At 61.2% G+C, this 23,564-nt stretch carries 22 protein-coding genes; 15 read left to right on the top strand and 7 right to left on the bottom strand.

Annotated features, from left to right (window positions below; all coding sequences use genetic code 11):
• Positions 1 to 63 precede the first annotated feature (63 nt).
• The 4 genes from IP89_RS08460 (at position 64) to IP89_RS08445 (ending at position 4,437) form a co-directional block, all read left to right on the top strand.
• The gene (locus IP89_RS08460; RefSeq protein WP_043308936.1) at positions 64 to 2,514 is read left to right on the top strand and encodes a Lon protease family protein; all 2,451 of its coding nucleotides are present in this window, start codon (positions 64 to 66) and stop codon (positions 2,512 to 2,514) included.
• 178 nt (positions 2,515 to 2,692) lie between these two features.
• The gene (locus tag IP89_RS08455) at positions 2,693 to 3,034 is read left to right on the top strand and encodes a hypothetical protein (protein ID WP_043308934.1); all 342 of its coding nucleotides are present in this window, start codon (positions 2,693 to 2,695) and stop codon (positions 3,032 to 3,034) included.
• A gap of 182 nt (positions 3,035 to 3,216) precedes the next feature.
• The gene (locus IP89_RS08450) at positions 3,217 to 3,705 is read left to right on the top strand and encodes a TIGR00645 family protein (RefSeq protein WP_043308933.1); all 489 of its coding nucleotides are present in this window, start codon (positions 3,217 to 3,219) and stop codon (positions 3,703 to 3,705) included.
• Between the two features lie 114 nt (positions 3,706 to 3,819).
• Positions 3,820 to 4,437: an FKBP-type peptidyl-prolyl cis-trans isomerase gene (locus tag IP89_RS08445; RefSeq protein ID WP_043308932.1), complete on the top strand. Its 618-nt coding sequence runs from the start codon at positions 3,820 to 3,822 to the stop codon at positions 4,435 to 4,437.
• A 136-nt stretch (positions 4,438 to 4,573) separates the two neighbouring features.
• On the opposite strand, the gene IP89_RS08440 is transcribed toward IP89_RS08445, so the two are convergent.
• Together IP89_RS08440 and IP89_RS08435 are read right to left on the bottom strand one after the other, a co-directional pair.
• Positions 4,574 to 4,816, bottom strand: coding sequence for a hypothetical protein (locus tag IP89_RS08440; RefSeq protein ID WP_043308931.1), 243 nt, complete (start codon positions 4,814 to 4,816; stop codon positions 4,574 to 4,576).
• 129 nt (positions 4,817 to 4,945) lie between these two features.
• Positions 4,946 to 5,914 (bottom strand): polyprenyl synthetase family protein, encoded by a 969-nt coding sequence (locus tag IP89_RS08435; protein WP_043308930.1) that lies wholly within the window; start codon positions 5,912 to 5,914, stop codon positions 4,946 to 4,948.
• A gap of 298 nt (positions 5,915 to 6,212) precedes the next feature.
• On the opposite strand from IP89_RS08435, the gene rplU reads away from it, so the two are divergent.
• From rplU to IP89_RS08410, 5 genes are all read left to right on the top strand, one after another.
• Positions 6,213 to 6,524: a 50S ribosomal protein L21 gene (gene rplU / locus IP89_RS08430; RefSeq protein ID WP_043308929.1), complete on the top strand. Its 312-nt coding sequence runs from the start codon at positions 6,213 to 6,215 to the stop codon at positions 6,522 to 6,524.
• A gap of 23 nt (positions 6,525 to 6,547) precedes the next feature.
• Positions 6,548 to 6,805: a 50S ribosomal protein L27 gene (gene rpmA / locus IP89_RS08425; RefSeq protein ID WP_043308927.1), complete on the top strand. Its 258-nt coding sequence runs from the start codon at positions 6,548 to 6,550 to the stop codon at positions 6,803 to 6,805.
• Between the two features lie 107 nt (positions 6,806 to 6,912).
• Positions 6,913 to 8,136 (top strand): Obg family GTPase CgtA, encoded by a 1,224-nt coding sequence (gene cgtA, locus IP89_RS08420; RefSeq protein ID WP_043308926.1) that lies wholly within the window; start codon positions 6,913 to 6,915, stop codon positions 8,134 to 8,136.
• 68 nt (positions 8,137 to 8,204) lie between these two features.
• Positions 8,205 to 9,323 (top strand): glutamate 5-kinase, encoded by a 1,119-nt coding sequence (gene proB / locus IP89_RS08415; RefSeq protein ID WP_043309058.1) that lies wholly within the window; start codon positions 8,205 to 8,207, stop codon positions 9,321 to 9,323.
• A gap of 12 nt (positions 9,324 to 9,335) precedes the next feature.
• Positions 9,336 to 9,797: a CreA family protein gene (locus IP89_RS08410; RefSeq protein ID WP_043308925.1), complete on the top strand. Its 462-nt coding sequence runs from the start codon at positions 9,336 to 9,338 to the stop codon at positions 9,795 to 9,797.
• Between the two features lie 113 nt (positions 9,798 to 9,910).
• Here the strand turns inward: IP89_RS08410 and rpsT are convergent, their stop codons facing one another.
• Positions 9,911 to 10,183, bottom strand: coding sequence for a 30S ribosomal protein S20 (gene rpsT / locus IP89_RS08405; RefSeq protein WP_021702933.1), 273 nt, complete (start codon positions 10,181 to 10,183; stop codon positions 9,911 to 9,913).
• Positions 10,184 to 10,365: 182 nt separating this feature from the next.
• On the opposite strand from rpsT, the gene murJ reads away from it, so the two are divergent.
• The 6 genes from murJ (at position 10,366) to ispH (ending at position 17,728) form a co-directional block, all read left to right on the top strand.
• A complete protein-coding gene (murJ, locus tag IP89_RS08400) occupies positions 10,366 to 11,910 on the top strand; it encodes a murein biosynthesis integral membrane protein MurJ (RefSeq protein WP_043308924.1) in 1,545 nt (514 codons plus the stop codon).
• Between the two features lie 73 nt (positions 11,911 to 11,983).
• Positions 11,984 to 12,922 (top strand): bifunctional riboflavin kinase/FAD synthetase, encoded by a 939-nt coding sequence (gene ribF / locus IP89_RS08395; RefSeq protein ID WP_043308922.1) that lies wholly within the window; start codon positions 11,984 to 11,986, stop codon positions 12,920 to 12,922.
• Positions 12,923 to 12,936: 14 nt separating this feature from the next.
• The gene (gene ileS, locus IP89_RS08390) at positions 12,937 to 15,771 is read left to right on the top strand and encodes an isoleucine--tRNA ligase (RefSeq protein WP_043308921.1); all 2,835 of its coding nucleotides are present in this window, start codon (positions 12,937 to 12,939) and stop codon (positions 15,769 to 15,771) included.
• A complete protein-coding gene (lspA, locus tag IP89_RS08385) occupies positions 15,764 to 16,273 on the top strand; it encodes a signal peptidase II (protein ID WP_043308919.1) in 510 nt (169 codons plus the stop codon). The genes ileS and lspA overlap by 8 nt, the downstream gene beginning before the upstream one ends.
• Positions 16,266 to 16,718, top strand: a complete 453-nt coding sequence (gene fkpB / locus IP89_RS08380) for an FKBP-type peptidyl-prolyl cis-trans isomerase (RefSeq protein ID WP_043308918.1) — start codon at positions 16,266 to 16,268, stop codon at positions 16,716 to 16,718. The genes lspA and fkpB overlap by 8 nt, the downstream gene beginning before the upstream one ends.
• Positions 16,719 to 16,783: 65 nt before the next feature.
• A complete protein-coding gene (ispH, locus tag IP89_RS08375; RefSeq protein WP_043308916.1) occupies positions 16,784 to 17,728 on the top strand; it encodes a 4-hydroxy-3-methylbut-2-enyl diphosphate reductase in 945 nt (314 codons plus the stop codon).
• A 122-nt stretch (positions 17,729 to 17,850) separates the two neighbouring features.
• Here ispH and IP89_RS08370 read toward each other — a convergent pair whose 3' ends face one another.
• The 4 genes from IP89_RS08370 to IP89_RS08355 are packed head-to-tail and all read right to left on the bottom strand — an operon-like array spanning position 17,851 to position 23,564.
• A complete protein-coding gene (locus tag IP89_RS08370) occupies positions 17,851 to 18,282 on the bottom strand; it encodes a type IV pilin protein (protein WP_043308915.1) in 432 nt (143 codons plus the stop codon).
• Positions 18,279 to 22,220, bottom strand: coding sequence for a pilus assembly protein (locus IP89_RS08365; protein ID WP_043308914.1), 3,942 nt, complete (start codon positions 22,218 to 22,220; stop codon positions 18,279 to 18,281). Before IP89_RS08365 ends, IP89_RS08370 begins: the two co-directional genes overlap by 4 nt.
• A gap of 37 nt (positions 22,221 to 22,257) precedes the next feature.
• Complete coding sequence (locus tag IP89_RS08360) at positions 22,258 to 22,818, bottom strand: PilX N-terminal domain-containing pilus assembly protein (protein WP_043308913.1); 561 nt, start codon at positions 22,816 to 22,818, stop codon at positions 22,258 to 22,260.
• Entirely contained in the window at positions 22,815 to 23,564 is a 750-nt protein-coding gene (locus tag IP89_RS08355; protein ID WP_043308912.1) for a PilW family protein, read from the bottom strand. Before IP89_RS08355 ends, IP89_RS08360 begins: the two co-directional genes overlap by 4 nt.

Below are 23,564 nucleotides of genomic sequence, written 5' to 3'. Positions count from 1 at the left end.
GGCGTCGGGGCGGCGCCATTATGGAGTCACCTCGCGGCTAGACCGCTTCGATAAGGACTTCCGATGCCCGAATCCTTCGCTGCCAGCCTGCGCCTGGCGCCCGATGCCCTGACCCGTCCCTGCGCCCCCGACCAGTTCAACTTCACCACCACCGACGACCTCGAGCCGTTCCGCGGTGTGCTCGGCCAGGAGCGCGCCGTCGAGGCCCTGCAGTTCGGTGTGGCCATGCCGCGGCCGGGCTACAACGTCTATGTCATGGGCGAGCCGGGTACCGGCCGCTTCTCCTTCGTGCAGCGTTATCTCAAGGCCGAGGCCAAGCGCCAGGCCACGCCGGTGGACCGGGTCTACGTCAATCATTTCGAGGAGTCGCGCGAGCCGCGCGCGGTGGAGCTGCCGGCCGGCACTGCGGCGGCCTTCATCGCCGATATCGGTCACCTGATCGACAACCTGCTGGCGACCTTCCCGGCGGTGTTCGAGACGCCCACCTATCAGCAGAAGAAGAGTGCCATCGACCGCGTCTTCAACCAGCGTTACGACAAGGCGCTGGACCTGATCGAGAAGCTGGCGCTGGAGAAGGACGTCGCCCTCTATCGCGACAGCAGCAATATCGCCTTCACCCCGATGAAGGACGGCAAGGCCCTCGACGAGGCGGACTTCGCCCAGCTGCCCGAGGCCGAGCGCGAGCGCTTCCATGAGGACATTTCCGGGCTGGAGGAGCGCCTCAACGAGGAGCTGGCCAGCCTGCCGCAGTGGAAGCGCGAGACCAGCAACCAGCTGCGTCAGCTCAACGAGGAAACCATTACTCTGGCCCTGCAGCCGCTACTGTCGCCGCTGTCGGCGCAGTACGCGGAGAATGCCGGGGTCTGCGCTTATCTGCAGGCGGTGCAGGTCAACCTGCTGCGCACCGTGGTCGACCAGCTGCTCGACGACAAGCCGGACCTGCAGCGCCGCGAGATGCTCGAGGAGCAGTACAGCCCCTGCCTGGTGGTTGGTCACCACGCCGACGGTGGTGCGCCGGTGGTGTTCGAGTCGCACCCGACCTACGACAATCTGTTCGGCCGCATCGAGTACAGCACCGACCAGGGCGCGCTCTACACCAGCTATCGCCAGCTGCGCCCGGGCGCTTTGCACCGCGCCAACGGCGGTTACCTGATCGTCGAGGCGGAGAAACTGCTCAGCGAGCCGTTCGTCTGGGACGCGCTCAAGCGCGCCCTGCACTCGCGCCAGCTGAAGATGGAGTCGCCGCTGGGCGACCTCGGCCGCATCGCCACCGTGACCCTGAGCCCGCAGATGATCCCGCTGCAGCTCAAGGTCATCATCATCGGCTCGCGCCAGCTCTACTACACGCTGCAGGACCTGGATTCCGACTTCCAGGAGATGTTCCGCGTGCTGGTCGACTTCGACGAGGAGATCGCCGTCGGCGACGACAGCCTCGAACAGTTCGCCCAACTGCTCAAGACCCGCACCTCGGAGGAGGGGCTGGCGTCGCTGACCGCCGCCGCGGTGGCGCGCCTGGCCACCTACAGTGCGCGCCTGGCCGAGCACCAGGGGCGCTTGTCGGCGCGCATCGGCGACCTGTTCCAGTTGGTCAGCGAGGCCGACTTCGTGCGCCAGCTGGCTGGCGATGCGATCACCGACGTCGGCCATATCGAGCGTGCGCTCAAGGCCAAGTCCGACCGTACCGGGCGGGTTTCGGCGCGGATCATCGACGACATGCTGGCCGGCATCATCCTGATCGACAGCGCCGGCGAGGCCATCGGCAAGTGCAACGGCCTCACCGTGCTGCAGGTCGGCGACTCATCCTTCGGCGTGCCGGCGCGGATTTCCGCCACTGTCTATCCGGGCGGCAGCGGCATCGTCGACATCGAGCGCGAGGTCAGCCTGGGTCAGTCGATCCACTCCAAGGGCGTGATGATCCTCACCGGCTTCCTCGGCAGCCGCTACGCCCAGGAATTCCCCCTGGAGATATCCGCGAGCATCGCCCTGGAGCAGTCCTACGGTTACGTCGACGGCGACAGCGCCTCGCTGGGCGAGGTCTGCACCCTGATCTCGGCCCTGTCGCGCACGCCGCTCAAGCAGTGCTTCGCCATCACCGGCTCGATCAACCAGTTCGGCGAGGTGCAGGCGGTCGGTGGGGTCAACGAGAAGATCGAGGGCTTCTTCCGTCTCTGCGAGGCGCGCGGCCTGACCGGCGAGCAGGGCGTGATCATCCCGCACTCCAACGTCAGCAACCTGATGCTCGACGAGCGCGTGTTGCAGGCGGTGCGCAACGGCCAGTTCCATGTCTATGCCGTGCGCCATGTCGACGAGGCGCTGGGCCTGCTGCTCGGCGAGCCAGCCGGTGCGCCGGACGCCAAGGGCCAGTTCCCCAAGGGCAGCGTCAACGCTCGTGTGGTTGAGCGCCTGCGCAGCATCGCCGAGATGGGCCTGGAGGAGGACGAGAAGGACAAGGAGCCGAAGATCAAGGAAGTGAAGACTCGTGCCAAACCGGCACCCAAAGCGGCCAAGGAGTAACGGCGACAACTGGTCAGTCGCTGTCCATTTCAGTGGCGCCCGCGACGGGCGCTGCCGCTGCGGTTTTTCCCCCGCACCATCCACAGAGTTATCCACAGTGCGCGGGGATAACTTTTACCTTCCCGAAGCGGCGCGGCGGGGTGTAGGCTGAGGTTCAGACCTTGCGAGGACCGCCGTCATGCCGCGCAGCCTCTGTCTCACCCGTCAGTGCCTCGGCCTGATCACCCGTATCGAGTGCGAGATTCGTCCGCTGGCCGGCGAGAGAGGTCTGTGGACGCTGCTGTGTGCGGCCGGTATGTCTGGCGCACAACCCTCGGCGATCAAGGCGCAGGGCCCATTCCACGGGCCTTTCGTGGCCGAAGCGGTGCTCGACTCGATTGCCCAGTGCCTGGCCGTGCAGGGTTACGAGCCCTGCGTCGAGCCGATGATCTGGCGCCTGCATCTGCAGGCCGAGCTGCGCAAGCTCAACGGTGAGCACAGCCGCCGTCTCGGCGATTATCAGTTTCGCCCGGAAAGCTGAGCGGTTTTTGCCCAACCTGTAGCGCTCGCCCGCGAGCAGGGGCGTGCAGCCATCCTTCCCGCCCCTGCCCACAAGGTTATCCACAGTAAGCGGGGATAAAAAATCGGCAACGCTTGTCGCCTTGCCCGGCGGGCCTGGCTGGGTATACTCGCGGCCAGTTTTTACCCATTTGGCGAGAACCCATGGAACGCATTATCGAGAACGCGATGTACGCCTCGCGCTGGCTGCTGGCTCCCATCTACTTCGGCCTGTCGCTGGGCCTGCTGGCCCTGGTGCTGAAGTTCTTCCAGGAGATCTTCCACATCTTGCCGAACGTCTTCGCCATGGCGGAGGCCGATCTGATCCTGGTGATCCTGTCGCTGATCGACATGGCCCTGGTCGGTGGCCTGCTGGTGATGGTGATGATCTCCGGTTACGAGAACTTCGTGTCCCAGCTGGATATCGACGAGGGCAAGGAGAAGCTCAGCTGGCTGGGCAAGATGGACTCCGGCTCGCTGAAGATGAAGGTAGCGGCCTCGATCGTGGCCATTTCCTCGATCCACCTGCTGAAGATCTTCATGGATGCGCAGAACATCAACACAGACCATCTGATGTGGTACGTGATCATCCATATGGCGTTCGTGGTCTCGGCCTTCGCCATGGGTTACCTGGACAAGCTGACCAAGCACTGAGTCCGTTCGGCTGTATGATTGCCGCCCGGCTGTCGCGAGACGCCCGGGCGGTTTCGTTTGTGGGTGGCTGTGCTAGTCTGGCCGGCCTTTTTCGACCCCTAGTGGAGCCCGGCCATGTCCGAACTCAATCTGTCCACCGACGAAACCCGTGTCAGCTACGGCATCGGCCGCCAGCTGGGCGACCAGCTGCGTGACAACCCGCCGCCCGGCGCCAGCCTGGAAGCCATCGTTGCCGGCCTGCGCGACGCCTTCAACGGTGAGGCGAGCCGAGTATCTGCCGAGGAGCTGAACGCCAGCTTCCGCGTGATCCGCGAAGTCATGCAGGCCGAAGCCGCTGCCAAGGCCGAAGCTGCTGCCGGTGCTGGTCGCGAGTACCTGGTCGAGAACGCCAAGCGTGAAGGCGTGACCCAGCTGCCGTCCGGCTTGCAGTACGAAGTGCTGGTAGCGGGCGAGGGCGCCAAGCCGTCCCGTGACGACCAGGTACGCACCCACTACCACGGCACCCTGATCGACGGCACCGTGTTCGACAGCTCCTACGAGCGTGGCCAGCCGGCCGAATTCCCTGTCGGTGGCGTGATCGCTGGCTGGGTCGAGGCCCTGCAGCTGATGAACACCGGCAGCAAGTGGCGCCTGCACGTGCCGAGCGAGCTGGCCTACGGTGGCCAGGCTGTTGGCAGCATCCCGCCGCACAGCGTGCTGGTGTTCGACGTCGAGCTGCTCGACATCCTGTAAAAGCGATGCCCGGGCGGTCGTCCTGACCGCGCCGGGCACCTGCGGGAGCAGCTGTGCTCCCGCATCTCTCGATGCCGTCCTGGCGTCGGGGCTGCCGACGAGGCGACCGCCGTTGGCTGCTCTCGTCGCGCATCGCTCAGTGCAGCTCGCCCTGGGGTCGCAGTGCCCGTGCATAGCAGAACAGGAACAGCCCGCGCACCAGCTCCTTCAATACACCCGGCTCGCTGGAACCGAAGTCGTGCAGGTCCAGATCACCCTGCTCGCGCAGTTCGCAGAGGGCATCCTCGTGCAGCACGGCGCAGACTTCGCCGGTCTCGCGGTTGAGGATGCGCAGGTAGGGGTGGGGGCGATCCAGCCAGGCGTCGATCAGATAGGTCATGGCTCATCTCCTTTGAATAGCATTGAGATGAGAATAATTCCTATTATCAAAATAGCAAGTGCCAATCGTCTCTTGTGGGCAAAAACAAAAAGCCCGTCACGAGGACGGGCTCTTGGATTTCACTGCGCCTCAGTGAGTGCGGGCGACGGCGAAGCGGCTCAGCTCTATCAGCGCGTCGCGGTAGGCGTTGCCCGGCAGGGCGTCGAGGCAGGCGATGGCGAGTTCGGCGTGCTCGCGGGCCAGGCGTGCGGTGTAGTCCAGGGCGCCGGAGGCCTGAACGGCGCCGCGAATGCTTTCCAGGTCCTCGATACCGCCCTTCTGAATGGCGGTACGCACCAGGGCGGCCTGCTCGGCGCTGCCTTCGCGCATGGTGTAGATCAGCGGCAGGGTCGGTTTGCCTTCGGCCAGGTCGTCGCCGACGTTCTTGCCCAGGGTGGTAGCGTCGCCCTGGTAGTCGAGCAGGTCGTCGACCAGCTGGAAGGCGATGCCGAGGTGGTCACCGAAGCGCTGCAGGGCGTCGCGCTGGGCTTCGGAAGCGCCGGCCAGCGCCGCGGCGCTATGGGTCGAGGCTTCGAACAGCATGGCGGTCTTGCCGCGGATGACCTCCATGTAGGTCTCCTCGGTGGTGCTGGCGTCGCGCACCTTGGACAGCTGCAGTACTTCGCCCTCGGCGATCACTCGGGTAGCGTGGGAGAGGATCTTCATTACCGGCATGGAGCCGAGCTCGACCATCATCTCGAAGGAGCGCGAATAGAGGAAGTCGCCGACCAGTACGCTCGGTGCGTTGCCCCACTGGGCGTTGGCGGTGGCGCGGCCACGGCGCATGCCGGACATGTCGACCACGTCGTCATGCAGCAGGGTGGCGGTGTGCAGGAACTCGATGGTGGCGGCCAGCAGGCGCAGGTCGTCGGCCTGGTAGCCCAGGGCTTTGCCGCTGAGCAGTACCAGCAGCGGGCGCAAGCGCTTGCCGCCGGCGGAGATGATGTAGTCGCCGATCTTCTCTACCAGAGGCACACGGGACTTCAGCTGTTGGCGAATGATGCCGTCGACGGCGACGAAATCGTCCGCGACCACGCTTTGGAAGGCCTGGGCTTGCATGGGTGAGGGGAGCTCCTGGATCGGGCGGCGCTCCCGGGCGGGAGGCGGCGAAAGTCGGGTCGGGCGTGGCCGACCGGGCTGCGCGGCATGCTAGGGGGCGGGGTGGGGGCTGTCAAGGCGAGGCCAGGCGGGGCTTGCCTCGCGGCGGCGCTTTCCGTACAATCGCGGCCCCAAACTTCTATGGGCAACTCCCTGCCTTACGCAATTGCACGGGTGTCAGTCCGGCCCCATGCAGCCATGCCGGCCAATAACTCTTCCTATAAAGAGTCGGGTGAGCAGGTTTAACGGAGAAAAATCCATGTACGCAGTAATTGTTACCGGTGGCAAGCAATACAAAGTCGCCGAAGGTGAATTCCTCAAGGTCGAGAAACTGGAAGTCGCTACCGGCGAATCCGTGACTTTCGATCGCGTTCTGCTGGTTGGCAACGGTGACGACGTGAAAATCGGCGCTCCGGTGGTTGATGGTGCCAAGGTTGTTGCCGAGGTGGTCTCCCAAGGCCGTCACGACAAAGTGACCATCATCAAGTTCCGCCGTCGTAAGCACCACATGAAGCGTCAGGGCCACCGTCAGTGGTTCACCGAAATCAAGATCACCGGCATTCAGGCCTGATCCCTTTTTAGGAGCTATGACTCATGGCACACAAAAAAGCTGGCGGTAGTACTCGTAACGGCCGCGACTCAGAAAGTAAACGCCTTGGCGTGAAAATGTACGGTGGTCAGGTCATCAAGGCCGGCAACATCATCGTGCGTCAGCGCGGCACCCAATTCCACGCTGGCTACGGCGTTGGCATGGGCAAGGATCACACCCTGTTCGCGAAAGTGGACGGCGTGATCAAGTTCGACGTAAAAGGTGAGTTCAATCGCCGTTACGTGAGCATCGTGACCGCCTAAGGTCGCGTTTGCTGAAAAAGCCCTGTCTCGCGACGGGGCTTTTTTGTTTCTGTGTATCCTGTATTCCTGAGTTAACTGGCCCGCCGTCGCGGTGGGAGGCAGCCCTAATGAAATTCGTCGACGAAGTTTCGATATTTGTAAAAGCCGGCGACGGCGGTAACGGCATGATGAGCTTCCGTCGTGAGAAGTTCATCGAGAAGGGTGGTCCCAACGGCGGCGACGGCGGTGACGGCGGCTCGGTGTTCCTCGAGGCCGACGAGAACCTCAATACCCTGGTGGACTACCGCTACACCCGTCGCTTCAATGCGCAGAATGGTGAGAAGGGCGGCAGCACTGAGTGTACTGGTGCCAAGGGTGAGGATCTGATCCTGCCGGTGCCGGTCGGCACCACGATCATCGATGCGGCGACCCAGGAGGTCATCGGTGATCTGACCCGTGCCGGTCAGCGCCTGATGGTCGCTCAGGGTGGTTGGCATGGTCTGGGCAACACCCGCTTCAAGTCCAGTACCAACCGCGCGCCGCGCCAGACCACGCCGGGCAAGCCGGGCGAGCAGCGTGACCTCAAGCTGGAGCTGAAGGTGTTGGCCGATGTCGGTCTGCTCGGTCTGCCGAATGCCGGCAAGAGTACCTTCATCCGCTCGGTGTCCGCGGCCAAGCCGAAAGTCGCCGACTATCCCTTCACCACTCTGGTGCCGAACCTGGGTGTGGTCAGTGTCGGGCGCTACAAGAGCTTCGTCATCGCCGATATCCCGGGTCTGATCGAGGGTGCTTCCGAGGGCGCTGGTCTGGGTATCCGCTTCCTCAAGCACCTGGCGCGTACTCGTCTGCTCCTGCATCTGGTGGATATGGCGCCGCTGGATGAAAGCGATCCGGCCGAGGCGGCCGAGATCATCATCCGCGAGCTGGAGAAGTTCAGTCCTGCGCTGGCCGAGCGCGAGCGCTGGCTGGTGCTGAACAAGGCTGACCAGCTGCTCGACGGCGAGCGCGAGGAGCGCATGCGTGCGGTGGTCGAGCGCCTGGACTGGCAAGGTCCGGTGTTCGTCATCTCCGCCCTGGAGCGCGAAGGTACCGAGGCGTTGAGCCAGGCGATCATGCGTTACATGGACGAGCGCGCCGTGCGCATCGAGGAAGAGGAAGACTACGCCGCCGAGCTGGCCGAGCTGGATCGGCGCATCGAGGACGAGGCGCGTGCCCGTCTGCAGGCGCTGGATGACAAGCGTGCCTTGCGTAAGGCGGGGCTGAAGAGCGTCGATGATGTCGGCGAGGATGATGATTGGGGCGACTTCGAAGATGACGAAGACGGTCCCGAGATCATTTACGTTCGGGACTGAGACTGGGTATCGTGCAGCGCCGCTTTTACAGCGGCGTTGTGCTGATTGGCTTGAATGCAGAGGGCATCATGCGGGACAAGGTGACCGGCGCGCAGCGCTGGGTGGTGAAGATCGGTAGTGCGCTGCTGACTGCTGACGGGCGTGGTCTGGACCGTTCCGCCATGGCGGTATGGGTCGAGCAGATGGTGGCCCTGCGCGAGGCGGGCGTCGAGCTGGTGCTGGTATCGTCCGGCGCAGTGGCGGCGGGTATGAGTCGTCTGGGCTGGGCTGCCAGGCCGAGCGCGATGCATGAGCTGCAGGCTGCGGCGGCCATCGGCCAGATGGTGCTGGTGCAGGCCTGGGAGTCCAGCTTTGCCGAGCATGGCAAGCACACTGCTCAGGTGCTGCTGACTCACGATGATCTTTCGGATCGCAAGCGCTACCTGAATGCCCGCAGCACCCTGCGTACCCTGGTCGATCTGGGTGTGGTGCCGGTGATCAACGAGAACGATACCGTCGTTACCGATGAGATCCGCTTCGGTGACAACGACACCCTGGCTGCTCTGGTAGCCAACCTGGTGGAGGCCGACCTGCTGGTGATCCTCACCGATCGCGACGGCATGTTCGATGCCGATCCGCGGCACAATCCCGATGCGCAGCTGATCTTCGAGGCGCGCGCTGATGATCCTTCCCTGGATGCGGTGGCGGGCGGTACCGGCGGTGCCCTGGGGCGCGGCGGCATGCAGACCAAGCTGCGCGCGGCGCGCTTGGCGGCACGTTCCGGCGCGCATACCGTGATCGTTGGTGGGCGTATCGAGCGTGTGCTGGATCGCCTCAAGGCGGGCGAGCGTCTGGGTACCCTGCTGGCGCCCGAGCGCGGCCTGCTGGCGGCGCGCAAGCAGTGGCTGGCGGGTCATCTGCAGACGCGCGGCACCCTGGTGCTGGATGCGGGGGCGGTCAAGGCGCTGACGGCTGATCGCAAGAGTCTGTTGCCGGTGGGGGTGCGTGAGGTGCAGGGCAGCTTCCGTCGTGGCGAGATGGTGGTCTGCGTTGGTCCCGATGGTCGCGAGATCGCGCGCGGTCTGGCCAACTACAGTGCGCTCGAGGCGCAGAAGATTGTCGGCCAGCCTTCCGATGCCATCGAGAGGCTGCTGGGCTACGTCGATGAGCCGGAGCTGGTGCACCGGGACAATCTGATTCTGGTCTGAGGAGGTTGCGCGATGCGCATTGCAAAGGGATTGCTGGCGGTATGTCTGGCGCTGCCGCTGGTGGTGCAGGCCGAGGAGATTGGTGAGGTTTCCACTGTGTTCAAGTGGGTCGGCCCGAACGACAAGATCGTGGTCGAGGCCTTCGATGATCCGAAAGTGGAGGGTGTGACCTGCTACCTGTCGCGCGCCAAGACGGGCGGGGTGAAGGGTGGCCTGGGCTTGGCTGAGGATCGCGCCGAGGCATCGATTGCCTGTCGCCAGGTCGGGCCCATTCGCTTCAGTGGTCAGCTGAAGGATGGCGAGGAGGTGTTCAAGGAGCGCACTTCTCTGGTGTTCAAGACCATGCAGGTGGTGCGTTTCTTCGATCAGAAGCGCAACACCCTGGTCTATCTGGTGTATAGCGATCGGGTGATCGAGGGTAGTCCGCAGAATGCGGTGACGGCCATTCCGATCCTGCCCTGGGCGACTCGCTAAGCAAAAAAAGCCGGAGCATGCTCCGGCTTTTTTCTGTGTGCGATTCTCGGCTGAGTAAATCGCGGGCAATAAAAAACCGGCCCTGGGGCCGGTCTTTTCAAGAACTCAACCAATCAGGCGGCGGTAGCCAGTGCCTTGATGTGGCCGTTCAGGCGGCTCTTGTGGCGAGCGGCCTTGTTCTTGTGGATGATGCCTTTGTCGGCCATGCGGTCGATAACCGGAACAGCCAGGGTGTAAGCGGTTTGTGCCTTGGCGAGGTCTTTGGCGTCGATAGCCTTGACCACGTTTTTGATGTAGGTACGAACCATGGAGCGCAGGCTGGCGTTATGGCTACGACGCTTCTCAGCCTGTTTGGCGCGTTTTTTGGCAGAAGGTGTATTGGCCACCGTCAAGCTCCTCGAAAACTAGGGGATAGCAAACAAATAAGGCCGCGAATCATGCCGATGCGGAAAGCACATGTCAAGTGCAGAAGTGCCTCGGTGTGCTGGCCTGACCGATGGCGGCTGGTTACACTCGTCGCCTTCGCCCGCCGAGCCCCTGAGCCGGCTTCTTGTAGCGCCGAGACTTCATGAACCTGCTCAAATCCCTGGCCGCTGTCAGTTCCCTGACCATGCTTTCCCGCGTGCTGGGCTTCGTTCGCGACACCATCATCGCACGCACCTTCGGTGCCGGGGTAGCTTCGGACGCCTTCGTCGTCGCGTTCAAGTTGCCCAACCTGCTGCGCCGTATCTTCGCCGAGGGCGCCTTCTCCCAGGCCTTCGTGCCAATTCTTGCCGAGTACAAGACCCAGCAGGGCGAGGAGGCGACTCGCACTTTCCTGGCCTATGTCGCCGGTCTGCTGACCCTGGTGCTGGCGCTGGTCACGCTGCTGGGCATCATCGCGGCGCCCTGGATCGTCTGGATTAGCGCCCCGGGTTTCGCCGACGAGCCCGAGCGCTTCGCCCTGACCACCGATCTGCTACGGGTGACCTTCCCCTATATCTTGCTGATCTCGCTGTCGTCGCTGGTCGGGGCGGTGCTCAATACTTGGAACCGTTTCTCGGTGCCGGCCTTCGTGCCGACTCTGTTGAACCTCAGTATGATCGTCTTCGCCGTCTGGCTGGCGCCTTATTTCGACCCGCCGATCATGGCGCTGGGCTGGGCGGTGCTGGTCGGCGGCCTGGCGCAGCTGCTCTGGCAGCTGCCGGCGCTGAAACGTGTCGGCATGCTGGTGCTGCCGCGTCTGAGCCTGCGCGACACTGGGGTGTGGCGCGTACTCAAACAGATGGGGCCGGCGATCTTCGGTGTGTCGGTGAGCCAGATCTCGCTGATCATCAACACCATCTTCGCCTCGTTCCTGGTGGCCGGCTCGGTGTCCTGGATGTATTACGCCGACCGTCTGATGGAGCTGCCGTCCGGTGTGCTCGGCGTGGCGCTCGGCACCATCCTGTTGCCGGCGTTGGCCAAGACCTACGCCAGCGCCGATCGCGAGGAGTATTCGAAGCTGCTCGATTGGGGGCTGCGCCTGTGCTTCCTGCTGGTGCTGCCCTGCACCCTGGCGCTGGCGCTGATCGCCGAGCCGCTGATCGTTTCGCTGTTTCAGTACGGTAAGTTCACCGCTCACGATTCGGCCATGACCCAGCAGGCCCTGGTCGCCTACTCGGTGGGTCTGCTGGCGCTGATCTTGGTGAAGATCCTGGCGCCCGGCTTCTATGCCCAGCAGAACATCAAGACGCCGGTGCGCATCGCCATCGTCAGCCTGCTGGCGACTCAGGCGATGAATGCGCTGCTCGTCTTCGGCCTGGACATGCGCCACGCCGGCCTGGCCCTGGCCATTAGTCTGGCCGCCTGCCTCAACGCTGGGTTGCTGTATTGGCAGCTGCGCAGCAAGCGCATGTATCAGCCGCAGCCGGGCTGGCCGAAGTTTCTCGGCAAGCTGGTGTTGGCCGTGGCGGTGATGGTGGGCGTGCTGCTGCTGGTGATGGCGCAGATGCCGGCTTGGGGCGAGGGCGATATGTTCTGGCGCCTGCTGCGCCTCGGCGTGCTGGTGGCGGCCGGTGCGCTGGCCTATTTCGTCATGCTCGCGCTGCTCGGTTTCCGTCCGCGGGATTTCGCCCGTCGCGCGGTGAGCTGATGGCAATGGCTTCGCCTGTCGCCGCCCGGCGGCTGTGCGTATAATCGACCACTTTGTAAGCAAGAAGCGCGCTATGCAGCTGGTTCGAGGTCTCCACAATCTGCTACCCCTCACCCAGGGATGCGTTGCCACCATCGGCAATTTCGATGGCGTGCACCGTGGTCACCAGGCAATTCTGGCGCGTCTGCGCGAGCGTTCGATCGAACTCGGCGTGCCGAGCTGCGTGGTGATCTTCGAGCCGCAACCGCGTGAGTTCTTCGCCCCGGACAGCGCTCCGGCGCGTCTGACCCGCCTGCGCGAGAAGCTCGAGCTGCTCGCGGCCCAGGGTGTCGACCGAGTGCTGTGCCTGGCTTTCAACCGCCGTCTGCGCGAGCTGTCGGCCGATGAGTTCGTGCGCCAGGTGCTGGTGGATGGCCTGCACGTGAAGCACCTGGAGGTCGGTGACGACTTCCGCTTCGGTGCCGGCCGCACCGGCGATTTCGCCTTCCTGGTCGAGGCCGGTGAGCGCCACGGCTTCAGTGTCGAGGCAGCGTTGACCGTCGAACTGGACGGCGAACGCATCAGCAGCACCCGCGTGCGCGAGGCCCTGCAGGCTGGCGAGCTGGAGCTGACGGAGCGCCTGCTGGGCCGCCCTTATGCCCTGACCGGGCGGGTGCTGCATGGCCAGAAGCTGGCGCGCCAGCTCGGCACGCCGACCGCCAACGTGCAACTCAAGCGGCGCAAGCCGCCACTGCGTGGGGTGTTCCTGGTCAGCGTGCGCGATGGTGCACGACATTTTCACGGCGTTGGCAATATCGGCCAGCGCCCGACGGTACAAGGGGACGGCAGCCCGCACCTGGAGGTGCATCTGCTGGAGTTCGCTGGCGATCTGTATGGCCAGCGCCTGACGGTGGAATTCCACCACAAGCTGCGCGATGAGCAGCGTTTCGCCTCCCTGGAGGCGCTGAAGACGGCGATCGACGCGGATGTCGCCGCCGCCCGGGCCTACTGGCTTGGCCAACCGCTTGATTGATCGAAGAGCCTGAGATGACCGACTACAAAGCCACGCTGAACCTCCCGGAAACTGCCTTCCCGATGAAAGCCGGCCTGCCGCAGCGCGAGCCGGAAACCCTGGCGCGCTGGGACAGCATTGGCCTGTACCAGAAGCTGCGGGAGATTGGCGCCAACCGGCCGAAGTTCGTCCTGCACGACGGCCCGCCCTACGCCAACGGCAGCATCCATATCGGTCATGCGCTGAACAAGATTCTCAAGGACATCATCACCCGCTCCAAGACCATGGCTGGCTTCGATGCCCCCTACGTGCCGGGCTGGGACTGCCATGGCCTGCCGATCGAGCACAAGGTCGAGACCACCTTCGGCAAGAATCAGCCTGCCGACCTGACCCGCGAGCGCTGCCGCACCTACGCCGCCGAGCAGGTGGAGGAGCAGAAGGCCGGTTTCGTGCGCCTGGGTGTGCTGGGCGAGTGGGGCAATCCCTACCTGACCATGAACTTCGCCAACGAGGCGGGTGAAATCCGCGCCCTGGCCGAGATGGTCAAGAACGGCTTCGTGTTCAAGGGCCTGAAGCCCGTCAACTTCTGCTTCGACTGTGGCTCCGCTCTGGCCGAGGCCGAGGTCGAGTACCAGGACAAGAAGTCCGAAGCCATCGATGTGGCCTTCGTCGTCGAGGATGCCGGCCAACTGGCTGCTGCCTTCGGGCTCGATAGCCTGGCCAAGCCGGCCAGCATCGTGATCTGGACCACCACGCCGTGGACCATCCCCGCCAACCAGGCGCTCAACGTCCATCCGGAGTTCACCTACGCGCTGGTCGATACCGGCGAGCGCCTGCTGGTGCTGGCCGAGGAACTGGTCGAGAGCTGCCTCGGACGTTATGGCCTGCAGGGCGAGGTGATTGCCACTGCCCCTGGCGCGGCTTTGGAAAACATCCGTTTCCGCCATCCATTCTACGAGCGTCTGTCGCCGGTTTACCTGGCCGAGTACGTCGAGCTGGGCGCGGGCACTGGTGTCGTTCACTCGGCGCCAGCCTATGGCGAGGACGACTTCCGTACCTGCAAGCAGTACGGCATGCACAATGACGACATCCTCAACCCGGTGCAAAGCAACGGTGTGTATGTCGAATCGCTGCCGTTCTTCGGTGGCCAGTTCATCTGGAAGGCCAACCCGGCCATCGTCACCAAGCTCGAAGAAGTGGGTGCGCTGCTCAAGCACGAAACCATCCAGCACAGCTACATGCACTGCTGGCGCCACAAGACGCCGCTGATCTATCGCGCCACCGCGCAATGGTTTGTCGGTATGGATACCCAGCCGAAGCAGGGTGCCACCCTGCGTGAGCGCTCGCTGAAGGCCATCGAGGAAACCAAGTTCGTTCCGGCCTGGGGCCAGGCGCGCCTGCACAGCATGATCGCCGGTCGCCCCGACTGGTGCATCTCGCGTCAGCGCAACTGGGGCGTGCCGATTCCGTTCTTCACCCACAAGCAGACCGGCGAGCTGCACCCACGCACCGTCGAGCTGATGGAGGACGTGGCCAAGCGTGTTGAGCAGGAAGGCATCGAGGCCTGGTTCAAGCTGGACGCTGCCGAATTGCTCGGTGCCGAGGCCGCCGATTACGACAAGAGCCGTGACACCCTGGACGTGTGGTTCGACTCCGGTACCACCCACTGGCACGTGCTGCGTGGCTCCCATGCCGAGCTGGCGCATGCCACCGGCCCGGTCGCGGACCTGTACCTGGAAGGCTCCGACCAGCATCGCGGCTGGTTCCACTCTTCGTTGCTGACCGGCTGCGCCATCGACGGTCACGCGCCGTACAAGGAACTGCTGACCCACGGCTTCACCGTCGACGAGCAGGGTCGCAAGCAGTCCAAGTCCCTCGGCAACGTGGTGGCCCCGCAGAAGGTGATCGATAGCCTGGGCGCCGATATCCTGCGTTTGTGGGTCGCGTCCACCGACTATTCCGGTGAGATGGCGGTCTCCGATCAGATCCTGCAGCGCAGTGCCGATGCCTACCGGCGTATCCGCAACACCATGCGCTTCCTGCTGGCCAACCTCGGTGACTTCGATCCGGCCAAGGATCTGCTGCCCGTCGAGCAGATGCTGGATCTGGACCGCTGGGCGGTGGACGCTACCGCGCGCATGCAGGCCGAAATCATCGAAGCCTATTCCGAGTACCGCTTCTGGAACGTCTATTCCAAGGTGCACAACTTCTGTGTGCAGGAGCTGGGCGGCTTCTACCTGGACGTGATCAAGGACCGCCAGTACACCACCGCCGCCGACAGCTCCGCGCGCCGCTCCTGCCAGAGCGCGCAGTACCACATCGCAGAGGCGCTGGTGCGCTGGATCGCGCCGATCCTGGCCTTCACCGCCGACGAGATCTGGTCGTTCCTGCCGGGCGAGCGTAACGAGTCGGTGATGCTGAATACCTGGTACGAAGGTCTCGATCGCCTGCCGGAAGGCTTCGAACTGGATCGCGCCTACTGGGAGCAGCTCACCGCCGTTCGCGCCGCGGTGAACAAGGAGCTGGAGAACCTGCGCAACAGCAAGGCTATCGGCGGCAACCTGCAGGCCGAGGTCACCCTGTACGGTGACGACGCGCTGCAGCAGTCCCTGGCCAAGCTCGACGACGAGCTGCGCTTCGCCCTGATCACCTCTGCCGCGACTATCGCGCCGCTGGCCGATGCGCCGGCCGATGCGGTGGTTACCGAGGTCTCCGGCCTGAAACTGAAGATCGTCAAGTCGGCCCACGCCAAGTGCGGTCGTTGCTGGCATTTCCGCGCCGATGTCGGCAGCAATGCCGCCCATCCGGAGCTGTGCGAGCGTTGCGTGAGCAACATCGAAGGTGCGGGTGAGGTGCGCAAGCATGTCTGATGCCTCGCGCTTCGGTCGCCTGGCCTGGCTATGGCTGGCGGTACTGGTATTCGTCCTCGACCAGGGCAGCAAGCAGATCGTGCTGCAGGTGCTGGAGTACGGCCAACGCGTCACCGTGATCGATGGCTACTTCGACTGGGTCCACGTCTATAACCGTGGTGCCGCCTTCAGCTTCCTGGCCGGTGAGTCCGGCTGGCAGCGTTGGCTGTTCGCCGCCATCGCCATCGGTGTCAGTGCCGTGCTGGTGGTGTGGATGAAGCGCCTCAAGCATGACGAGACCTGGCTGGCCATCGCCCTGGCCCTGGTCCTCGGCGGTGCGCTGGGCAACCTGTACGACCGCATCGTGCTCGGCCACGTGGTCGATTTCATCCTGGTGCACTGGCAGGATCGCCACCGTTTCCCGGCCTTTAACCTGGCCGACAGCGGTATCACCGTCGGCGCCCTGATGCTGGCGCTGGACATGTTCAAGAGCAAGAAGTCCGGAGAACCCGCCCATGACTGATCCACTCCCCCAAGAGCTGCGTATCGGGCCGGACAAGGAAGTCACCCTGCATTTCGCCCTCAAGCTGGAAAACGGCGATGTGGTCGACAGCACTTTCGACAAGCAGCCGGCCACCTTCAAGGTCGGCGACGGCAACTTGCTGCCGGGTTTCGAGGCCGCACTCTACGGCTTCAAGGCCGGTGACAAGCGCAGCCTGCAGATCGCGCCGGAGAGCGCCTTCGGTCAGCCCAATCCGCAGAACGTGCAGGTGATGCCGCGCAGCCAGTTCCAGGATATGGAGCTGTCCGAGGGGCTGTTGATCATCTTCAACGACGCGGCCAATACCGAGCTGCCGGGGGTGGTCAAAGCCTTCGACGAGTCGCAGGTGACCATCGATTTCAACCATCCCCTGGCTGGCAAGACCCTGAGCTTCGATGTGGAGATCATTGAGGTTCGTTCGGCCTGACCTGCTTCGCCGGGGAGAGGCGTACACTCTCCTCATCGCCTCCTTCGCGCGCCGAGATTCCCAGCATGCAAATCAAACTCGCTAACCCCCGCGGCTTCTGCGCCGGCGTCGATCGCGCCATCGAGATCGTCAACCGCGCCCTGGAAGTGTTCGGTGCGCCGATCTACGTGCGCCACGAAGTGGTCCACAACAAGTTCGTGGTCGAGGACCTGCGCGCTCGTGGTGCGGTATTCGTCGAGGAGCTTGATCAGGTGCCGGACGACACCATCGTCATCTTCAGCGCCCACGGCGTGTCCCAGGCCGTGCGCCAGGAGGCCGAGCGCCGTGGCCTCAAGGTGTTCGATGCGACTTGCCCGCTGGTGACCAAGGTGCACATGGAAGTCACCCGCTACAGCCGCGATGGCCGCGAATGCATCCTGATCGGCCACGAGGGCCATCCGGAAGTTGAAGGCACCATGGGGCAGTACGACGCCAGCAATGGTGGCTCCATCTACCTGGTCGAAGATGAAGAGGATGTGGCTGCCCTGCAGGTACGTAACCCTGAGAACCTGGCTTTCGTTACCCAGACTACCCTGTCCATGGACGACACCAGCAAGGTCATCGACGCCCTGCGCGCTAAGTTTCCTGCCATCGGTGGGCCGCGCAAGGACGATATCTGCTACGCCACCCAGAACCGTCAGGATGCGGTCAAGCAGCTAGCCAGTGAATGCGATGTAGTGCTGGTAGTGGGCAGCCCCAACAGCTCCAACTCCAACCGCCTACGCGAGTTGGCAGAGCGTATGGATACGCCGTCCTATCTGATTGATGGAGCTGAAGACCTCAAGCTGGAGTGGTTTGAGGGTAAGACGCGTATTGGCATTACCGCCGGTGCATCGGCACCAGAGGTTCTGGTGCTTGGTGTAGTCGCGCAGCTCCGAGAGTGGGGCGCGGTAGGAGCCGAGGAACTGGAGGGGCGGCCGGAGAATGTGACTTTCTCTATGCCCAAAGAGCTGAGAGTCAAAACGCTCTAAAGGCTCAGCAAGTTAAACTGCGCTTCGGTGTCTTGATTGAGCTTTTGTGCAAGGGATATTGGTCTGTTTTCTACGCAGTGAGATTTGAAAATAAAAAAGCCCGGATTGCCCGGGCTTTTTTATTACTTCCAGCATTCTTCAAGCGTTTTCGTGCCGTTCTCACCTTTTGTGCCAAGAGCATTGAGCGTGAGATTTCCACACCCGGTATCGCCAAATGATTGGGTTGCTGTCAGCGTATAGCCGCCATCTCCGGCCGCTGAGCTTATCGTCAGTGTGTAGTAGCTATTATCCGACACGACCTTCTTGGTGGCTGCATCGGTATTGCGCAGGCCGAGCCTAGTTATATCGTTGGTGCTGGTGACGTAAGAGTTGTTCTGTGCATAGAAACGCTCTTGCTGCGCTGCTGCGTCTGTAAGTAAGGACATGCCTTCTGATCGCTTACTGCGCAGCAAATACTCTTGGTAGTTAGGGATGGCAATAGCAGCCAGAATCCCAATGATGGCTACTACGACCATCACCTCTAAGAGGGTAAATGCTTTTTGCTGCTTACTCATTGGAACTCCTCTGGGATGATGTGCCAGCTCTGGCGGCCGCTGTTGTTAGGGTCATCACCAACGGTGGCAGGATCAGTAGCACCGTCGCTGCCATAGGCCTGATTGCCGGGGGCCAAAGTGAATCCGCCGATGGCCGGGAAGCGCCTGCCAGACACGATATCTTTATTCGCACCGTAAGTGTCTTTGCTGCTGACAACTTTGTCGTTGTTGAGGTCGAGCACGTTGTATGGAGTACGTCCACCCGTGTAGGCGTCTATTGCATAGAGCCAAGTGTCTGCGCCTGCAGCGCAAGGGTCCTGGTTAGGCGTCAGGCTGCTGAGGAACAGAGTTTGTCCGCGTGCAGCCATGTTGTTGATGATCATTTCGCCAAACAACTGGCTGTTGACGGACAGATCAAGCGACCAGCCCCACAGGTTAACGGATGCATCGTTATCCGCATCATTTGCAGGGTCGCTGGGGTTGGCGGTGTTGTAGTCCTTACGCCACTTCACTGTGTTCTGACTTAACAGGCGAATATCGTTGATATCGGTCTGCCCGTCTTCTCCGATCACGGCGTTATCAATTTGCGCAGTGAAGTTTTGGTTCTGGGTCTTGCTACGGTCCGTAGCGCGAGCCGTAGAGGTGGATGTGCTCTGACGCTTAGTATTTCTGTCCCAGACGCCGTAGATGGTCATGGCTCGGCTGGTATCTACGTTGGCGTCGCTGCTCTCTATATATTTCCCAGTGCCAAATAGGACGAGGTAACCGCGAGTCGATGGGTGACGAACCAGCGATGGCTGAATGGTAATCGCCTGGCGCTTGAGTACACCGGTTTTTGAATCACGAGCAGTGAACAGGGGATTGCCACCGTAACCCAGCTTGAAGTCATTTACTGTGGTGGTGAAAGTGCTGCGGGCAAATGGGTCGCCTGTCAGCGTGGCAGTGGTGGTGGGTACCAAGTCGAAGCGCCACATATTACCTTGGAGGTCGCCGGCATAGGCGTAATCGACTAAACCGTCGCCATTGTTGTCGGCGCCGCGCACGCTGGAAAGGCCATTCGGCAGTGTCACGCCATTCTCGACAACGTCAGGTACTGTCAATTTTTTCAGAAGACCGCCGGTTTTGATATCGATGATCATCATGGCGGCTTTGTCATTGGTACTGTTATAGCCATTGCCCATGAGGACCGCCCATTGCCCGCTATGCAGACGAACGATCTCTGGTTGAGCAAAGGTAAAACCAAGGTCGGTATCGGTGGTGGAGTCGAACTCCCAGAGCAGTTTGATGCTGTTGGGGTCGGTGATATCCAGAGCAAAGAGCGACTTCCCACCGGCGCGCAGGGTGCCGATCAGAATAGTGCGCCAGCCTTCGTTAGCCCCGTTGCCGAAATAAACATCGCGAACGATTGGTGTGCCGTCAACAAAGTAACGGTGTTCCGCCCCCGTGTAGTTTTGCCCGGTTAGCCGGTAAAGATTCTTGATGACCTCGGTCGGGACATATGCAAACTCTTCGGCGCCCGTGGTGGCATTGAAGCCATGGAGCATGCCGTCGTTACCGCCGACATAGATCATCTCCTTGCGGAGGGTTTTCTTGTTTGCGGCCTTGAAGTTGGCGTAGCTCTGGTAGCCGCTATTGGTTCCAGTGGGGTTCTCGATCTTATCCGCCAGATAAGCGAGATAGCCGGGGGTGCCAACAATCACTGGGCTGGAGTTAATAATGTCACCCAGTACGGTGCTACGAGTGCGGAAGGCTGGGGAGGCAGTGCCTTCTTTGCTGCGATCACCGCGAATATAGGCTACGCGAGCCTCGCCTAGGGAGTCTGTTGCTCCGACTAAGCTTTCCGGGTTGACGCTCAGCAATGGTTGCAGTGTGCCTAAGTTGGACCAAGTGAAGCTTTTGAGCTTGCTAGTAGTGTTGGTGAGGTCTTTCATCATCACCGTACGGCTGGAGTGGGCAATGTTCTGGTTGGCGGCTTGCGCCTTCCACTTCACGCTCTGTGCGCCACTGCCATCGATCCAAGTTTTGATGATCTCGCCACTCCAGTCGTTGCTGGAGAATTGGGTGGCGTAAACATTACTCTCGATGCTGGTGTCGGAGTCGGACACGAACGAGGCGGAAACTGCTGGGCGTGCCGCCGAGGTAGTACGGTCGGCAATGCGGTTGAGGATATCCTTAAAGGCCTGAACCATGGCGTCCGGGCTGTCGACGCTGAAGAACTCGCCGCGCGAGTTGATTGCGGCATGCCATAGGTCGTAGACGTTATTGGTGCTACCGTCAGTTGCGGGTGGCCAGGACTTGGCTCCGCTGACTAAATTCTCGTATCCAGTGCCTCCAAAGGTTCCCTTTCCTGAGTCCCACTCAAGACCTGATTGACTCAGAGAGCTCGAGAGCCCTAAGCCCATGGTGAAGTTGACCATATGCTGCCAGCTTGCAGGATCATTGCGTGGATCCCAATAGCTCTTGGTGGTGTCATTGTTTTTGAAGGGGTAGTAAGGCTGTAGCTTGTTGTCTAGTCCGCTACGTAGGTCGGTGGCCCAGTAGTGGAATGCTAAGTCGGCAAGTGTTGCAGTTTGCGTATCGGCAAAAGGCTTTGTCTTGCCGTCATATTTGATACTGTCAGGCAGCGTTGCGATAACGTTTTTGTTGGTGGGATCGGTGTCCTGCAGGTAGCTACTTGGATAGGTAAAACCTTGGTTCCAGATGCCGTCGGTCATCAAAATGTGGTAGCTGGGGCGGCAGGCGTAGGTATTGGCTGTTGTGTTGGTCTGGGCGCTGTCGTTTGGGTACTTCTGCCATGGTGTTTCAGTTTTGAAAAACTCTCCTGCGCGATACATGGCTGAACGCAGAGGGGTGCTTCCATCGAAAGGTGGATCTTGTAGCCAAGACATCAGGCGCCCGCGATGAGCGGTTGTGTATTCGCGGAACTTGTTATCTTTGCAGTTAGTCGTGTCGCTGCCGTCAAGGGTGGTGCAGTCGGACAGATTCTGCCAGGTCAGGCGGATTTCGGGAGGCAGTGTGGCAAAGGCGATTTGGGCGGCCGATTGTGTGGCAAGAGCACGGTTGCGGTAGAAAGAGTACCAGATGGCGAAGTTGTTGCGTTCATCGGTTCCAGATGCTGTATCGTCCGCCCGTAACTTTCCGGATGTAGAGGATACGAATACCAGCTTGTAGCAATCTTCGTCGGTCTTATCCGTTGCGGTACAATTGCTCAGGCTTGTATCGCGAACATAGTAATAAGCAGGGCGGCCAACTTGTCGCGCATCAATGGTTACCGTGTAGTTGTTACTGCTGCGGCTACAGCTAGCGGCTACTCCGCTCAGAGTGGTTGGGGCTGACGACACGCTGACGGTGCAGCCTCCGCTAGTTCTGGTGACAGTAAAGCTAACATCTGACACGGTTCTTGAGAGTGATGAGCCATTTGTTGTTGGGCCAGCAAAGCTTCCGCTATTGAAGTTGAAGTCTGTCGCAGCATTTGCTGCAAATGCATTATTTGTACTGTTGTACGTATAGGTGGTGGCGGAATCTAGGCTGCCTTTGGGGTTGTATGTCCATGTTACTCGATAGTTGCTAGAGAGATCATAGCTGCCCCGAGTATTGTTGAATCCGTTGTTGTACGCGTTGGTAAAGCTGGTGCTGTATGGTGTGCTGGATGCGTTACCACTTGAGTCATAGCGGGTCGGAATACGATAGGTGACACCGGGGTTGTAATACATCGGGTTGAAGTCTGCCGATTTCCCGCGGCGCGTTGTATTTGTGTTGCTAATGCCGTCTGGCACGAAGGCCCAGCGCATACTCCCCGAGTCATCGATAGTAAGTAACAGGTTAGGCGCTACTGTTTCGCTGAGAATCAGGGGTTTCTGGCTGATATTAAGCGCTGCTGCGCTGGCATGAAGAGAGCCAGCGAAGTACAGGAAAAAGCCCAGCGTGCTAGCTATGGCATTGGCGTTATATTTTTTCATGTGTTTCTCCCCCGATCTATATAGGGTGGGGTTGGAATTATTTGCTTTCGATCAGGCCTTTCGAATTCAAGGCAACTGTCGAGCGAATGGCCGCTTTGGCTGCATTTTTCGATGCGAGGCCGTTTACTTCGTAGCGGAATACGCCAATCCCCATCGCCATGTTTCCGTACTCGGGGTTTTCTGAAGTGCCAATGGCGTCTCCACCGGGAGCGGGTTGGGCGTACCACTGGGCGGTGCTATACAGTGTGGTGCCGTCATTGGGGGAGTAGACCTGCATGTTCGTCGTGTTGAGCGCATAGGCTGGCGTGCGATTCAGCAGGCAGAGCTTATGCAGCGCGATGTTGGTGCAGTTGTCTTTTGGCTCCTGTGCTCCTCGTTCGACTGTGCGGCGCTCGCCATCACGTACCGCGGCGTCGGCAGCATTCAGGAGTTGCCTGCTCTCGATCATGTTGCCTGTGATGCGGGATTCCAGCGTTGCTTCGCGCAAGTTGGCGACGGCCAGGATAGTAATAATCAGGAGGAAGACGAGAGCGATAACCAAGCTGACGCCTGACTGCTTAGCTTTACTGCTGTAAGAGCTATGAGGTTTGGTGTTCATGGCATCAGGTTCCTCATGCTGGAAGTACTGGAGAACATGGTGTAGAGCTTCTTGTCTGCAGGGTCACTGCCGAACCAGTGCTTGTATACCGTGCTGCTGGCCTCTTTAGTTACCTCTGTCGGACTGGCGCTCAGAACAGAGAACTGAATGGCACGAACATTTTCAGTGGTTGCCGGGGTGTTCGTATACTTTGTGACGACTTTCTCGTTACTGTTGTTAACGCCGTATTCGAAACGAATGGCGGAGATGTTGCTGGCGATAACTTGGTTGTTGCAAGTCAGTTGAGGCGCGGTAACGCCATCTGTCGTATCGAGGTCTTTGAGTGTGAATATCTCGACTACCGGCTCGGCCTTTTCGTAGGGCGTGGTGGGAATTCCGACGATGTCATTGCCGTCGCATGTTTTGGCGCCGGTAAACGCAGGCTGATAGCGAATGCAGAAGGATGTGTCGCTGATCCTCTTGACCACTTGGCCGGCTGCTAGCGTTCCGCAGTCTGCATGAGCGAGTTGTGGGAAGGCGCTTTCCATTGGGTAGTCAGGCAGGCGTCTATAGCCAGCTTTGGCCAGCTCCTGCTCGAGAATCAAGATAGAAAAGCGGGCGTTCTCGATGTTGTTGCCCTGGCTCTGCTGGAAGAGATTGTTCTGCTTGTTATCCAGATATACCTGGGTAATGCCAAGAATCAGGAAGCTGCTGATGAGTAGGGCGACCATGACTTCGATCATGGACATGCCAGATTGCTTGGGCAT

This window comes from Pseudomonas sp. ML96 (assembly GCF_000761545.1).
GTDB lineage: Bacteria > Pseudomonadota > Gammaproteobacteria > Pseudomonadales > Pseudomonadaceae > Aquipseudomonas.
The sequence above is the reverse complement of the archived record's forward strand: the minus strand, read 5'-3'. Positions and strand labels throughout refer to the sequence as shown.

Excerpts from the sequence above, each read along its gene's own strand:
- rpmA (WP_043308927.1), top strand. The coding sequence starts at position 6,548 with ATGGCACACAAAAAAGCTGGCGGTAGTACTCGTAACGGCCGCGACTCA.
- fkpB (WP_043308918.1), top strand. The coding sequence starts at position 16,266 with ATGACTGATCCACTCCCCCAAGAGCTGCGTATCGGGCCGGACAAGGAA.
- IP89_RS08410 (WP_043308925.1), top strand. The coding sequence starts at position 9,336 with ATGCGCATTGCAAAGGGATTGCTGGCGGTATGTCTGGCGCTGCCGCTG.
- IP89_RS08370 (WP_043308915.1), bottom strand. The coding sequence starts at position 18,282 with ATGAGTAAGCAGCAAAAAGCATTTACCCTCTTAGAGGTGATGGTCGTA.
- IP89_RS08460 (WP_043308936.1), top strand. The coding sequence starts at position 64 with ATGCCCGAATCCTTCGCTGCCAGCCTGCGCCTGGCGCCCGATGCCCTG.
- ribF (WP_043308922.1), top strand. The coding sequence starts at position 11,984 with ATGCAGCTGGTTCGAGGTCTCCACAATCTGCTACCCCTCACCCAGGGA.
- ileS (WP_043308921.1), top strand. The coding sequence starts at position 12,937 with ATGACCGACTACAAAGCCACGCTGAACCTCCCGGAAACTGCCTTCCCG.
- IP89_RS08355 (WP_043308912.1), bottom strand. The coding sequence starts at position 23,564 with ATGCCCAAGCAATCTGGCATGTCCATGATCGAAGTCATGGTCGCCCTA.
- proB (WP_043309058.1), top strand. The coding sequence starts at position 8,205 with ATGCGGGACAAGGTGACCGGCGCGCAGCGCTGGGTGGTGAAGATCGGT.
- murJ (WP_043308924.1), top strand. The coding sequence starts at position 10,366 with ATGAACCTGCTCAAATCCCTGGCCGCTGTCAGTTCCCTGACCATGCTT.
- IP89_RS08440 (WP_043308931.1), bottom strand. The coding sequence starts at position 4,816 with ATGACCTATCTGATCGACGCCTGGCTGGATCGCCCCCACCCCTACCTG.
- rplU (WP_043308929.1), top strand. The coding sequence starts at position 6,213 with ATGTACGCAGTAATTGTTACCGGTGGCAAGCAATACAAAGTCGCCGAA.
- IP89_RS08450 (WP_043308933.1), top strand. The coding sequence starts at position 3,217 with ATGGAACGCATTATCGAGAACGCGATGTACGCCTCGCGCTGGCTGCTG.
- IP89_RS08455 (WP_043308934.1), top strand. The coding sequence starts at position 2,693 with ATGCCGCGCAGCCTCTGTCTCACCCGTCAGTGCCTCGGCCTGATCACC.
- cgtA (WP_043308926.1), top strand. The coding sequence starts at position 6,913 with ATGAAATTCGTCGACGAAGTTTCGATATTTGTAAAAGCCGGCGACGGC.
- IP89_RS08360 (WP_043308913.1), bottom strand. The coding sequence starts at position 22,818 with ATGAACACCAAACCTCATAGCTCTTACAGCAGTAAAGCTAAGCAGTCA.
- IP89_RS08435 (WP_043308930.1), bottom strand. The coding sequence starts at position 5,914 with ATGCAAGCCCAGGCCTTCCAAAGCGTGGTCGCGGACGATTTCGTCGCC.
- IP89_RS08365 (WP_043308914.1), bottom strand. The coding sequence starts at position 22,220 with ATGAAAAAATATAACGCCAATGCCATAGCTAGCACGCTGGGCTTTTTC.
- lspA (WP_043308919.1), top strand. The coding sequence starts at position 15,764 with ATGTCTGATGCCTCGCGCTTCGGTCGCCTGGCCTGGCTATGGCTGGCG.
- IP89_RS08445 (WP_043308932.1), top strand. The coding sequence starts at position 3,820 with ATGTCCGAACTCAATCTGTCCACCGACGAAACCCGTGTCAGCTACGGC.
- ispH (WP_043308916.1), top strand. The coding sequence starts at position 16,784 with ATGCAAATCAAACTCGCTAACCCCCGCGGCTTCTGCGCCGGCGTCGAT.